The 12837-nt window shown below is 67.6% G+C and carries 10 protein-coding genes and 1 pseudogene; 2 read left to right on the forward strand and 9 right to left on the reverse strand.

Annotation, left to right across the window (positions count from 1 at the left end):
• Nucleotides 1–401: 401 nt before the first annotated feature.
• Nucleotides 402–602, reverse strand: coding sequence for a hypothetical protein (locus F3J15_RS03120; RefSeq protein WP_144020692.1), 201 nt, complete (start codon nucleotides 600–602; stop codon nucleotides 402–404).
• Nucleotides 603–631: 29 nt separating this feature from the next.
• Between F3J15_RS03120 and F3J15_RS03125 the strand changes: the two are divergent.
• Nucleotides 632–940 (forward strand): annotated as a pseudogene (locus tag F3J15_RS03125) (type VI secretion system-associated FHA domain protein); the annotation flags it as partial.
• A 54-nt stretch (nucleotides 941–994) separates the two neighbouring features.
• Here F3J15_RS03125 and F3J15_RS03130 read toward each other — a convergent pair.
• From F3J15_RS03130 to F3J15_RS03165, 8 genes are all read right to left on the reverse strand, one after another.
• The gene (locus tag F3J15_RS03130; RefSeq protein ID WP_166887739.1) at nucleotides 995–2473 is read right to left on the reverse strand and encodes a diguanylate cyclase; all 1479 of its coding nucleotides are present in this window, start codon (nucleotides 2471–2473) and stop codon (nucleotides 995–997) included.
• A gap of 373 nt (nucleotides 2474–2846) precedes the next feature.
• Nucleotides 2847–4292 carry an NAD-dependent succinate-semialdehyde dehydrogenase gene (locus F3J15_RS03135; protein WP_089427485.1) on the reverse strand — a complete coding sequence of 482 codons (1446 nt, stop codon included), beginning with the start codon at nucleotides 4290–4292 and terminating at the stop codon, nucleotides 2847–2849.
• A 152-nt stretch (nucleotides 4293–4444) separates the two neighbouring features.
• Nucleotides 4445–5743: a cytochrome c gene (locus F3J15_RS03140; RefSeq protein ID WP_205190659.1), complete on the reverse strand. Its 1299-nt coding sequence runs from the start codon at nucleotides 5741–5743 to the stop codon at nucleotides 4445–4447.
• Between the two features lie 15 nt (nucleotides 5744–5758).
• Entirely contained in the window at nucleotides 5759–7981 is a 2223-nt protein-coding gene (locus F3J15_RS03145) for a xanthine dehydrogenase family protein molybdopterin-binding subunit (protein WP_166887623.1), read from the reverse strand.
• Nucleotide 7982: 1 nt separating this feature from the next.
• A complete protein-coding gene (locus F3J15_RS03150; protein ID WP_043183740.1) occupies nucleotides 7983–8438 on the reverse strand; it encodes a (2Fe-2S)-binding protein in 456 nt (151 codons plus the stop codon).
• Nucleotides 8439–8573: 135 nt separating this feature from the next.
• Nucleotides 8574–8873, reverse strand: a complete 300-nt coding sequence (locus F3J15_RS03155) for a putative quinol monooxygenase (RefSeq protein ID WP_069251575.1) — start codon at nucleotides 8871–8873, stop codon at nucleotides 8574–8576.
• A 99-nt stretch (nucleotides 8874–8972) separates the two neighbouring features.
• Complete coding sequence (locus F3J15_RS03160) at nucleotides 8973–10031, reverse strand: NADP-dependent oxidoreductase (RefSeq protein WP_166887626.1); 1059 nt, start codon at nucleotides 10029–10031, stop codon at nucleotides 8973–8975.
• A 234-nt stretch (nucleotides 10032–10265) separates the two neighbouring features.
• Nucleotides 10266–10886, reverse strand: coding sequence for a TetR/AcrR family transcriptional regulator (locus tag F3J15_RS03165; RefSeq protein WP_166887629.1), 621 nt, complete (start codon nucleotides 10884–10886; stop codon nucleotides 10266–10268).
• A 307-nt stretch (nucleotides 10887–11193) separates the two neighbouring features.
• On the opposite strand from F3J15_RS03165, the gene F3J15_RS03170 reads away from it, so the two are divergent.
• Nucleotides 11194–12765 (forward strand): hypothetical protein, encoded by a 1572-nt coding sequence (locus F3J15_RS03170; protein ID WP_166887634.1) that lies wholly within the window; start codon nucleotides 11194–11196, stop codon nucleotides 12763–12765.
• Nucleotides 12766–12837 lie beyond the last annotated feature (72 nt).

A 12837-nucleotide genomic window follows, 5' to 3' on the forward strand; every position in this document is an offset into this window, starting at 1 on the left:
ATGAGCGGCCGAAACCCGAGCTGGATGGACTCGTCGACGGGCGAGCCGACGAGTCGTAAGACGAGCCTTTCGAATTCGACGAACTGTATGAGCGGCCGAAACCCGAGCTGGATGGACTCGTCGACGAACGAGCCGATGAGTCGTAGGCGGAGTTTTTCGAGCTCGACGAACCGGAGGAGCGGCCAAAACCCGAACTGGATGACGAACTGCTGGAACTCGAGCTGGATGAGTAGCGACTCGAGCTTGAGCCGGACGACGAGCCGCTGGAACTCGAACTGGACGACGAGCGGCTCGAACTGAAGCCGGAACTCTTTGCAAAGGCGACCGGCGCCGCGGAACCGGTGGCTAGCGCGAAGGCGACCAAGGTCGCAGTGACCTTGTGGCGTATGGTCCTCATGTTGTTAACGTCCTTGTTGTTCAAATAATGTCTGCCCGGGCCGGCCGGTCTCTCGGTTACCGTTCCAGTCCAGCTTCGTGCGCTGATTCTCGCGCCGTCTCTGCGTGGATCGCGCGCTGCTGTCGTGCAGTGCGCGATCCGAATAACCTGCCCCTTTCGACGCGCGCATGATCGTAGCAAGTTTAAAGAAGGCTTGCTTGATCATTTCAGTTTCATTTTCCGAAAAACGAACTCGCGGTGAGCGACGCGTTCCAGGACCTGCATGCGCACCAGATCGGCATGGTCGCCGGCATGCGCGCCGCGTTGATGGACCTGCTGACGCGCTTTTCGCCGCAACGCCTGCGCGAGCGCGACGACGCGATGCGCTGGTACGAGAAGCACGCGCCCGTGCTGTACAAGGCGAGGATGTGGGATCGCTACGCGGCGACCCATCGCGACACGGTGTTCGCGATCGAGGACGATTTCGCGTCGGTGTTCGGCAAGGCGTTTCTGGCGGCGTACGACGCGGAAGTGGAAAGCTATCGCGGCAGCGGCCGGCATTGAGCGTCGAACGGCACACCCGCCGCCAGTAGCGCGCGGTGCGTGCCGGCGGCGACGTCAGGTGCCCGTTTCATGCGAGGCAACCTTGTTTCGCCCCGTTTCCTTCGCGTGGTACAACGCCTCGTCGGCCGCCTTGATCACCGACTCGACCTCCCCTTCCTGCCCGGGGGCCCAGCTTGCCACGCCGATGCTCGCGGTGACGCGCCCGAATTCGCTTTCCGCATGTTCGATCGCGAGCCCGTCGATCGCCGCGCGAATCCGTTCGGCGATCTCGGTCGCGCCCGTGGCCGGCGTATCGGGCAGGATCACGACGAATTCCTCGCCGCCATAGCGTGCGGCGGTGTCCGCGGGACGCCGGATGTTGTCGCCGATGCACCGTGCAACCGCCGCCAGCGCGTCGTCGCCGGCCTGGTGTCCATACGTGTCGTTGAAGGCCTTGAAGCGGTCGACGTCGACGAACAGCAGCGAAAACACCGAGCGGGCACGGCGTGCGCGGCGCCATTCGAGTTCCAGCACTTCCCCGAACGAGCGGCGATTGTTGAGCCCGGTGAGGCCGTCGGTGCGCGCGAGCATCACCAGCTCGGATTCGGCCCGCATCCTGCGCCGCAGCTGGGTGCCGAGCAAAAAGGACAGCACGATGAACGCCGCGCCGAAGGTCGCCACCAGCGCGCCGATCGTGATCGCGCGCCGCCGCCACGCCGCGTAGATGTCCTGCTCCGCCTCGGCGACCATGATGATCAGCGGCAGGTGCGGCAGTGTCTTGAAGTAGTACAGGCGGCGCACGTGATCGATCGTCGAGGTCTCGATGAACGAGCCTTCCGGCGCCGTCATGAAGTGGCGAAACGTCGCCGCCTTGCTGATGTCGCGGCCGATGGTGCGCACGTCGTACGGCTGGCGCATGAACATGACGCCGTCCCGGCCGACCAGCGAGATCGCGCCGTGCGAGCCGAGCGCGAGGCCGGCGAACAGCGTGTGGAAATACTCGAGATTGACCGCGATCAGCACGATGCCGCCGAACGAGCCGTCCGGATTCGACACGCGGCGCGAAAGCGCCACGCTGAGCGAGCCGCCGCGCAGGCGGGACGCAAACGGATCGCTGATGTAAAGCCCGGCGTTCGGATTGTCCCGGTGAACCGTAAAGTATTTGCGGTCGCCGAAATTGCCTTGTCGCGGCACGTCGTTCGCCGAATCGAGGATGATGTTGCCGGCCGCATCCAGCACGAGCATCGAGCCGAGAAATTGCGCGGTCATCGCATGATCGAACAGGACGGCGCGCCGCAGGGCCGGCGTGGCCGCCATGACGTCCTGCCGCTGGAGGCCCTGGATCACCGCCTCCAGCGACAGGCCGTACAACTCGATATTGCGCTCGATGTCGCGCTCGGCGACGAGCGCCAGATTTCGCGACGTCTCGCGTGCGCGGTCGAGCGCATCGTGACGGCTCTGAAACAACTGCAACACGCAGAGGCCCATCAGCGCGCACGCTATCAAGGTCCCCGCCAGCACAACGTAGTACGGCGCTGCCGACCGCGGATGCATCCGTTTCCTCTCAGGTTGGGCCGACGCTGACGCACCGGTTGTTATGGTTTCTTCTGAAGAAGCTATACCAAAAAGTGCAACATTCGGGTACGAGGTGCAGTCCGGACTTGCCAGCTTGCCGGTCATGTGAGCTGAACAGTATCGGGCGGAAGGGGCCGGCGTCCATTCACCGGGGGGATGCGGCGCGCGTCGTTACCGGTGACGGAATTGAAACAATCCGCCCGCAGTGACACGTATATTGAAATGCCGAGGGGTTGCCGTTCGAATGCACGGCTGGAGCGAGACGCTGGCAAGCGACCGGGCGCGCTGCCCGGCCCACGCCGATCGCGTGCGCGACGCCGACAGCGCCGCGCATGCGATCGATCGACGACCGTCAGACGGCCATCACCGTCACCGACTTCGTGACGAGGTACGGCTCGAGCGCTTCCGGCCCGCCTTCCGACCCGTAGCCCGAGTCCTTCACGCCGCCGAACGGCATTTCCGGCCAGGGCGTCGCCGGCTGGTTGATCCACAGCATCCCGACTTCGAGGCGCTGCGTGAGCAGGTGCACGTTCGCGAACGAACGCGTGAACGCGTAGCCGGCAAGACCGAACGGCAGGCGGTTCGCTTCCGCGATCGCGTCCTCGAGCTTGTCGAAACCGCGAATCGCGGCGACCGGGCCGAACGGCTCGTTGTTGAACACGTCCGCTTCGAGCGGCACGTTCGCGATCACGGTCGGCGCGAAGAAGTTGCCTTCCGAGCCGATCCGCTCGCCGCCGGTTTCGATGCTCGCGCCGACCTTGCGCGCGTTGTCGATGACCGACGCCATCGCGGTCAGCCGGCGCGGGTTCGCGAGCGCGCCGAGCGTCGTGCCTTCCTCGAGGCCATTGCCGACCTTCAGCCCTTCGGCATGCTTGACCAGCGCGCGCGTGAATTCGTCGCGGATGCTGTTGTGCACGAGGAAGCGTGTCGGCGAGATGCAGACCTGCCCCGCGTTGCGGAACTTCGCGCCGCCGGCCGCCTTCACCGCGAGCGCGACGTCGGCGTCCTCGGCGACGATCACCGGCGCGTGCCCGCCCAGCTCCATCGTCGCGCGCTTCATGTGCAGGCCCGCCATCGCGGCGAGCTGCTTGCCGACCGGCGTCGAACCCGTGAACGTGACCTTGCGGATCACCGGGTGCGGGATCAGGTACGACGAGATTTCGGCCGGATCGCCGTACACGAGGCCGATCACGCCGGCCGGCACGCCCGCGTCGACGAAGGCGCGCAGCAGCGCGGCCGGCGAGGCGGGGGTTTCTTCCGGCGCTTTCACGAGGAACGAGCAGCCGGTGGCCAGTGCGGCGCTCAGCTTGCGCACGACCTGGTTGACCGGGAAATTCCACGGCGTGAAGGCGGCGACCGGGCCGACCGGCTCCTTCACGACCGTCTGCTGCGCGCCGAGGTTGCGCGGCGGCACGATCCGGCCGTACACGCGGCGGCCTTCGTCCGCGAACCATTCGATGATGTCCGCCGCCGACAGCACTTCGACGCGCGCTTCGGTGAGCGGCTTGCCCTGCTCCTGCGTCATCAGCTGCGCAATCGCGTCGGCGCGTTCGCGCACCAGCGCGGCCGCCTTGCGCATCGTCGCCGCGCGCTCGTGCGCGGGCACCTTGCGCCAGGCCTCGAAGCCGCGTTGCGCGGCGGCGAGCGCACGGTCGAGATCGGCGATACCCGCGTGGGCCACCTTGCCGATCGGCTTGCCGGTCGCCGGGTTCACGACGTCGATCGTCTTGCCGCTCGCGGCGTCGACCCACTCGCCGTCGATCAGCAGTTGCGTATCCGTATAAGTCACGTTAGCCATCCAGACACCCCTACATTGCGTCGAAAAACGCGCGCTGCCGCGAACGGCCGCGCGCCGGTTGACAGAAAATGCCACGCCGCCGGGGCAGGCACGCACCCGGCGGCAGTGACGGCGGGCACGCCGGCCCGCCCTCGTTCCGCATGGGGCCGCGCTCAGCGCGCGGCCGCCGTCGCCTTGCGGAGTTTCGCGACGTCCGCCGCCTGCACGGCCGGCGCACCGTTGTTCCAGCCGGCACGCATGAACGTCAGCACGTCGGCGATCTGCCGGTCGTTCAACTGGTTCGAGAATGCCGGCATCGGATACGCGGACGGCACGCCATCGATCACGAGCGTCTCGCTGCCGTTCAGCGTCACGTTGATCAGCGACGCGGCATCGGCTTCGAGCACGTTCGGATTGCCGGCGAGCGGCGCGAGCAGCGGCGCGTAACCGCGCCCGTCCGCGCCGTGGCAATGCAGGCAGTAAGCGTTATACACCTTCGCGCCCGGATCGGCCGCCGGCCGGCCCAGCACGACCTGTGTCGGCTTCGGATCATAGCTGTACGGCGGCGCGCCCGTGCCGCCCGCCGCCGGCAGCGATTTCAGGTAACGCGAAATCGCCGTCAGATCGTCGTCGGAGAGCGCCTGCGTGCTGTGGTTGATCACGCTGACCATCGAGCCGAACGCGGTCGCATGGCGGTTCGCGCCGGTCTTCAGGAACTGCGCGACCTCGGCCTCGTACCAGCGACCGAGCCCCGTGTTGGGCTCGCCGGTCAGGTTCGACGCGAACCAGTTGTCGATCGGCGCGCCCGACAGGAACGCCGCCCCGCTTTCGTCGAGCGCCTTCTCCTGGAAGCCGACGCCGCGCGGCGTGTGGCACGACCCGCAGTGCCCGAGCCCCTGCACGAGATACGCGCCGCGGTTCCACATCGCGTCCTTGGCCGGCTTGTCGGCGTAAGGCGTCGTGTCGAGGAACACCTTGTTCCACAACGCGAGCGGCCAGCGCATGTTGAGCGGCCACGGGATGTCGGACGGCCGGTTCGCCTGCTTCACCGGTTCGACGCCGTGCATGAAATACGCGTACAGCGCCTTCACTTCGTCGTCCTTCAGCTTCGCGTACGACGGATACGGCATCGCCGGATACAGGTTGTGACCGTCCTTCGCGACGCCCTTGCGCAACGCGCCGGCGAAGTCGGCTTCGGTATAGCCGCCGATTCCCGTCTCCGGATCGGGCGTGATGTTGGTCGTGTAGATCGCGCCCATCGGCGTGACCATCTTCAGGCCGCCGGCGAACGGCGTGCCGCGCGGCGCGGTGTGGCACGCGACGCAGTCGCCCGCTTTCGCGAGATACGCGCCGCGCGCGACGAGCGCGCTATCGGCCGGCGCCGCCTGCGCGGCATGCGCGGCCGTGCCGGCCAGCAGTGCGGACACGGCGAGCAACGACGAGCCGAGCATCTTCAGGGTGAGGTTTTTCATGGTCATCGCCTCCCCTCAAGCCGTCTTCAGCTGGTCGCCGACCGGCAGCTTGCGCAGCCGCTTGCCGGTTGCCGCGAAGATCGCGTTCGACACCGCCGCGGCTGTCGCGGCCGTACCCGGCTCGCCGATCCCGCCCGGCGCCTCGCCGCTTTTCACCAGATGGACCTCGATCGGCGGTGTCTCATTGATCCGCAGCATCCGGTAGTCGGTGAAGTTGCTCTGCACGACGCGGCCCTCCTCGATCGTGATCTCGCCGTACAGCGCGCCGGTGATCCCGAAAATGATGCCGCCCTGCACCTGCGCCTCGATCGTGTTCGGGTTGACAACCATGCCGCAATCGACCGCGCACACGACACGCTTCACCTGTACCTCGCCGTTATCCACCGCGACATCGACGACGATCGAGAAGAAGCTGCCGAACGCATGCATCACCGAGACGCCGCGCCCTTGCCCCGTCGGCAGCGCCGGGCCGCCCCAGCCGGCCGCCTTCGTCGCGACGTCGAGCACGTTGAGCGCGCGCGGCGTCTTGCCGAGCAGCGCGCGACGGTATTGCACCGGGTCGGTCTTGGTCTGCGCGGCCAGTTCGTCGATGAAGCTCTCGACCACGAACGTGCCGCGCGTCGGGCCGACGCCGCGCCAGAACGCGGTCGGCACGTGGCGCGGCTCCTGGCGCACGTAGTCGACCAGCTGGTTCGGCAGGTCGTACGGCAGCTCGGCCGCGACTTCGACCGCGTCGGGATCGACGCCGTCCTTGACCGCGGGCGGCGCGAAGCGCGCGAGGATCGACGAGCCGACGATCCGGTGCTGCCACGCGACCGGCTTGCCGTTCGCGTCGAGGCCGGCCGAGATCCTGTCGTAGTAGCACGGCCGGTACATGTCGTGCTGCACGTCTTCCTCGCGCGTCCAGACCACCTTCACCGGCGCGTTGACCTGTTTGCCGACCTTCACGGCCTGGCCGATCATGTCCGTCTCGAGCCGCCGGCCGAAGCCGCCGCCGAGCAGGTGGTTGTGCACGACGATCCGGTCGGGCGCGAGGCCCGTGAGCTGCTGCACGGTGTCGCGCGCCCGCGTCGGCACCTGCGTGCCGACCCAGATCTCGCAGCCGTCGCCGCGCACGTGCACCGTGCAGTTCACCGGTTCCATCGTCGCGTGGGCGAGCAACGGCTGTTCGTAGACGGCGTCGACGCGCGTCTTCGCATTCGCGAATGCCTTGTCGACGTCGCCGTCCTTGCGTGCGACCGCGCCCTTGCCGTTCGCCGCCGCCTGCGCGAGATCCGCGAACAGATCCTTCGTCGAGACCTTCGCGCCCGCGCCCTCGTTCCACTTCACGACCAGCGCCGACGCGCCGCGCTTCGCGGCCCACGTGTGATCGCCGACCACCGCCACCGCGTTGTCGACGCGCACGACCTGGCGCACGCCGGGGATCTTCTTCGTGGCCGTGTCGTCGACGCTCGCGACCGTGCCGCCGAACACCGGGCTGTTCACGATCACCGCGACCAGCATGCCGGGCAGGCGCACGTCGAGCCCGAACTGGGCCGTGCCGTCGACCTTCTCCGGCGAATCGAGCCGCTTCGCGGGCGTGCCGATCAGCTTGAAATCCGCCGGCTTCTTCAGCGCGACGTCCTTCGGCACCGGCAGCTTCGCCGCCGCGTCGGCGAGCTGGCCGTACGACGCGCGCCGGCCGCTCGGCGGATGCTGCACTTCACCGTTCGCGGCGCGGCAGGTTGCCGGCTCGACGTTCCATTGCTTCGCGGCGGCCGCGACCAGCAGCGTGCGTGCGGTCGCACCGGCACGACGCAGCGGTTCCCACGCGTAGCGCACCGACGTCGAGCCGCCGGTGAGCTGGCCGCCGAGCAGCGGATCGAGGAACAGCTTCTCGTTCGGCGGCGCATGGTCGAGCGTCACGCTCGACAGCGGCACTTCGAGTTCTTCCGCGATCAGCATCGGCAGCGCCGTATAGACGCCTTGCCCCATTTCGACCTTCGGCATCACCAGCGTGACCTTGCCGGCGCGGTCGATCTGCACGAACGCGTTCGGTGCGAAGACGCCCGGTTGAGCCGGTTCGGCGGCGTCGCCACCGATCACCGAACGACGCGCATCGTCACCCGCGGCCGGCATGCTGAAGCCGAGCAGCAATCCGCCGCCGGCCGCCGCGCCCAGCGACATGCCGAGCCTGAGGAACGAACGGCGCGACACGCCCGCGCCGGCCCGACCGGCTTCGATCAGTCCTCGTGACATGTCAGGCCTCCTTGGCGGCTTGCTTCACGGCCGCGCGAATCCGGTTGTACGTGCCGCAGCGGCAGATGTTGCCGGCCATCGCCGCGTCGATGTCGGCGTCGCTCGGGTTCGGGTTCGACGCGATCAGCGCGGTGGCGGCCATTACCTGCCCTGACTGGCAATAGCCGCACTGGACGACGTCGAGTTCGCGCCATGCCTGCTGGACCTTGTGGCCGGCCGGCGTCGCGCCGACGGCTTCGATCGTCGTGATCTTGCGGCCCGCGACGGCCGCGACCGGCAGCACGCACGAACGCGCGGCGACGCCGTCGAGATGCACCGTGCAAGCGCCGCACTGCGCGATCCCGCAGCCGAACTTCGTGCCGGTCAGACCGACGACGTCGCGCAGCACCCAGAGCAAGGGCATGTCGTCGGGGGCGTCGACCGAGCGGGTTTCGCCGTTGATATTGAGGGTGATCATTCAGCCTCCGGGGCCGGTGTATGGGGGAAGCGACGCGAACGATGCGCCACGTGGTGTTGTCATCGCCGCCGCACGCTGGGCGGCGGGTGCCGTGCGGCCCGGGTGGGAGCGGGCCGCGACGGGGATGCTGCCTGGTTATTCGGCGACGTCGATGCCCGACAGCACCTTGATGACCGGGGGCGCGGTGAACCAATCGGCCGACTTCGTGCGGAATTCGCCGAAATACGGGCTCGCGAGGTGCGCGTCGAAGGCGGCCTGGTCGTCGTAGATCTCGTACAGGTGCAGGTTCGGCGAGCCGTCCTGCTCGCGGAACAGGTCGTAGCGCCGGTTGCCCGGCTCGTTGCGCGTCTTCGCGACCATGCTGCGCAGTTCAGCCTCGGCGGCCGCCGCGTGTTCGGGTTTCAGGAACAGGGAAGCAATCACGTGAAGCGCCATCTTGTCATTCTCCTATCGTCGATAGCGGAATCGAGCATGCCACAAGCCGGCGTCGCGTGACGCCAGCGTGCAGCCGTTGTGTGTCGCCGTGCCGAGGCGTCAGGCCAGTTCGTCCGGGCCCACGCGCACGACGACCTTGCCGAAGTTCTTGCCGGCCAGCAGGCCGATCAGCGCTTCCGGCGCATCGGCGAGATCGGGGACGACGTCCTCGCGCGTCTTCACCTTGCCCTGCGCGACCCATTCGCTCATTTCCTTCATGAACGTCGCATAGCCGGTTGCATAGTGATCCAGGATGATGAAACCCTGCATCCGGATGCGCTTGCGCAGGATCGTGCCCATCAGTGCCGGCACGCGGTCGCGGCCGGTCGACACGGCCTTGTCGTCGTAGGCCGCGTCGTTGTAGTGCGCGATGATCCCGCACACGGGCACGCGCGCATGGTCGTTGAGCAGCGGCCACACCGCGTCGAACACGGCGCCGCCGACGTTCTCGAAATAGATGTCGATGCCGTTCGGGCACGCTTCCTTCAGCTTCGCGGCGAACGCCGGATCGCGGTGGTCGACGCACACGTCGAAACCGAGCGTATCGGTCACGTACGCGCACTTGTCGGCGCCGCCCGCGACGCCGACCACGCGGCAGCCCTTCAGCTTGGCGATCTGGCCGACCACCGCGCCGACCGCACCGCTCGCCGCCGCGACGACCACGGTTTCGCCGGCCTTCGGCTCGCCGATCTTCAGCAGTCCGGTATAGGCGGTGAAGCCCGGCATGCCGAGTACGCCGAGCGCGTACGACGGATGGGCGAAGTCGCGGCCGAGCGGAATCAGGTCGCGGCCGTCGGACAACGCATAGTCCTGCCAGCCGGCGCCTGCCACCACCAGGTCGCCTTCGCGGAACGCGGGCAGGTTCGACGAGACGACCTGGCTGACGGTGCCGCCGACCATCGGCTGGCCGAGTTCGGCCGGCGGCGCATAGGACGGTGCGTCGCTCATCCGGCCGCGCATGTACGGGTCGAGCGACAACCAGACTGTGCGCAGCAGCACCTGGCCGGCGCCGGGTGTCGGGACGTCACCGGATTCGGTGCGGAAGTTGCCCGGCGTCGGTGCGCCGACCGGGCGCGAATTCAGGATGATCTGGCGATTAGCGGTCTTGCTTTGCGGCATGTGAGCCTCCGTCAACAGGAATGGACGTGCTTCGTGGGCACGATCGGATCAGGGATGGACCAGCGGGAGACGCACGCGGGCGGCTGCATCGGCGCTGAGGCCGTCGCGGCTGCGTGCATGCGGTTGAATCAATCGGGACAGCGTAACGCGGTGTGACACGTTCGTCATGCGTGGTTGAGTAGACCAGTCGTCTAGAATCAGGGTAAAAACAAGGCGCGCCGATGCGCGCCCGGGTTACGACTGCGCGCCGCTCGGCTCGAGCGGCGGCAGGTTCAGCATGCGCCGCGTTTCGATCATCGCCCTTTCGAGCGGCTTGCGATTGCGGTGAATCTTTTCCAGCAGCGTCGCGCCCAGCCACAGCTCGTACAGGATGGCGGCCGTATGCGCCGGATCGGCGACCCCGCTCAGCGAACCGTCGGCCAGCCCGGCCTCGATGCCGCCCGCGAGCCGCTCGATGATCTGGCTCGTGCCGTTCCGCAGCACCGCGCGCATCGCTTCCGACAGGTCCGACACTTCCGCGCCGAGCTTCACCGCGAGGCACTTGCCTTCCGGATCGTCCGCGCATTGCGTGTGCAGCCAGTTGCGCCAGTATGTCATCAGGCGCTCGGCGCCCGTGCCGGCCTGATGCTTGAACAGGTTGTCGAGGTGCGCGAGATAGCCGTCGAAATACGATTCGAGCAGCGCTTCGCCGAATGCCTCTTTCGAGCCGAAGTAATGGTAGAACGAGCCCTTCGGGATGCCCGCCGCAGCGAGAATCTCGTTCAGGCCGACCGCCGAAAACCCCTTGTGGAGCATGATCGGCTTGGCGATATTCAGGATGTGCTGGCGGACTTCCGCGCCCGAAGATGCATTCATGATGGCGTATGTTAGCAACGATTAGACCGGTCGTCTAGTAACGTCGAGCCGGCATGTTGAGCGGCACTTTACCCGATCCCCGCCGGGCGCCCAAACGTCGCGGCGGCATGCCTCGCTCCCGCCCCGCCCTCCCGCACGCGTGGCGTCACACGCACGACTCGGTTTCGTCGCAGGCGTTTCATCGATCTCCCGCATAAATACGCGCGGCGCATGTGCCGGCAATCGAGCCGCTTCGATCGGCATTGCACACGTGTGCAATGCGCCGGATCGTCGTTGTCGCCTCCCGAAACCGTGACCAGGAACGTCCATGACCGCTTCGAAACCCGAACGCCCGTCCGCGCCGAACCGCCGGCGCTTCATCCAGCGCGGCGCCGCGCTGACCCTGTCGCCGCTCGTCGGCACACTGGCTGCCTGCGGCGGCGACGGCAACCCGACGTCCGCGTCGTCGTTCGCCGCCGCGGGCGCCGCGGACGCATCCGCGCACAGCTACGGCATCGCCGACCGCTCGATCACGATCAACGTCGTCAATGCGATCCCGTCGACGACGCTCGCGTACGGCAACGCGGCAAGCCAGAGCGGCTCGTTGCCGCAGGCGTCGCAAACGCAGGTCGCGACCGGCCAATCGACCGCCGTCAGTGCGTCGAACAGCTGGGGCGACTGCACGGGATCGTTCGGCCTTGCCGGCGGCGACGCATCGTTTGCCATTTCGTACACGCATCCGTTCGGGTCGCAACCGACCACCGTCAGCGTCACGCCGTCGGCCGGCTACGTGTCGGGCGCCGACGCCGCCACGTTTCCCGGTCACGACTCGGTCGCGAATCTCACGCTGTATCGCGGCGTCGCGACTGCAAACGGCGCGTGGGTCGTCCCGCTCGCGCAGCTCGCGACGCCGCCAGCCAACAACTGCCAGGATTTCGCGAACAACATGTTCGGCAGCAACGTGCGCACGGCCGCGGCCATCCAGTCCGCCTATCAAAGCACCGGCCCGCTCGGCTACGTGCCGCCCGCCGACTTCACCGGCGGCCAGCTCGCGGGCTTCGTCGCGCAATGGGTGCAGCGCTGGCAGAGCGGCGCCGCCTATGGCGTGCTGCCCGCTGCCGATGCGCAACTCATCGACGCGCTGAAGCAGTACGTGTCCGGCGCGTCGAACGCCGGCCCGCTGACGATGTGGGTGCCGCAGATCGCGTGGCAGGCCGGCTCCGATCCGGCGGTGTTCGCGCTGACGGGCTATCGCGCGTTTCCGTTCGTCGATGCACAGGGCAACTGGAATACGAGCACGCTGTCCGCGTTCCTGACGCTGCTGGCGGCCGGCTCGCATATCGTCGCGATCAGCGCGACGAGCGACCTCCCGGCGGGCGTCACGATGCAGGCGTTCGACAGCTTCATGGGCGGGAGCGGGCTGACGACGTCGACGGATATCGGCAACTCGCACTACGCATCGGTGTTGAACACGACGGGCCGCTATTACCTGAGCGTCGGTAGCGATTTCGCGCCGGCGAACTGCGGGCTGATCCTGTCGTTCCTGTACGGGCGCACGGTGAACAACCTGCTCGCAGGCGCCGGCACATACAACACGTTCATCCAGCTCGAAGGCTGGCAGGCTGGCGGTTCGCGGCACAACGCCGACTATGCGACGTATCAGCAGACGCTGTGGAACATCTCGACGTACGGAGCGTCCGCGTATAGCGAGAAGCGCGCGACGTCGATCTTTCTCGCGCCGGCCGGGTGGACGCCGCAGGTCTATCAGACGACGCGGATGATGCCGTACGTCGGCGCCTATGCGCAGTCGAACGGGTCGCCGCAGGGTTGGCTCAACACGTCGCTCGTCACGATTCCGGCGGATGCGCCGGCGTTGCCGTCGCGGTATGTGTCGAGTTGATCGGTGCCGGCGGATGCGCGGGCGATCGGGGTGTAAGGGGCTCGGTCGCTTGCCTGCCCGCTTCTGGCTTCT

This window comes from Burkholderia sp. Ap-955 (assembly GCF_011753045.1).
GTDB lineage: Bacteria > Pseudomonadota > Gammaproteobacteria > Burkholderiales > Burkholderiaceae > Burkholderia > Burkholderia lata_D.

Excerpts from the sequence above, each read along its gene's own strand:
- F3J15_RS03120 (WP_144020692.1), bottom strand. The coding sequence starts at position 602 with ATGATCAAGCAAGCCTTCTTTAAACTTGCTACGATCATGCGCGCGTCG.
- F3J15_RS03130 (WP_166887739.1), bottom strand. The coding sequence starts at position 2,473 with ATGCATCCGCGGTCGGCAGCGCCGTACTACGTTGTGCTGGCGGGGACC.
- F3J15_RS03135 (WP_089427485.1), bottom strand. The coding sequence starts at position 4,292 with ATGGCTAACGTGACTTATACGGATACGCAACTGCTGATCGACGGCGAG.
- F3J15_RS03140 (WP_205190659.1), bottom strand. The coding sequence starts at position 5,743 with ATGAAAAACCTCACCCTGAAGATGCTCGGCTCGTCGTTGCTCGCCGTG.
- F3J15_RS03145 (WP_166887623.1), bottom strand. The coding sequence starts at position 7,981 with ATGTCACGAGGACTGATCGAAGCCGGTCGGGCCGGCGCGGGCGTGTCG.
- F3J15_RS03150 (WP_043183740.1), bottom strand. The coding sequence starts at position 8,438 with ATGATCACCCTCAATATCAACGGCGAAACCCGCTCGGTCGACGCCCCC.
- F3J15_RS03155 (WP_069251575.1), bottom strand. The coding sequence starts at position 8,873 with ATGGCGCTTCACGTGATTGCTTCCCTGTTCCTGAAACCCGAACACGCG.
- F3J15_RS03160 (WP_166887626.1), bottom strand. The coding sequence starts at position 10,031 with ATGCCGCAAAGCAAGACCGCTAATCGCCAGATCATCCTGAATTCGCGC.
- F3J15_RS03165 (WP_166887629.1), bottom strand. The coding sequence starts at position 10,886 with ATGAATGCATCTTCGGGCGCGGAAGTCCGCCAGCACATCCTGAATATC.
- F3J15_RS03170 (WP_166887634.1), top strand. The coding sequence starts at position 11,194 with ATGACCGCTTCGAAACCCGAACGCCCGTCCGCGCCGAACCGCCGGCGC.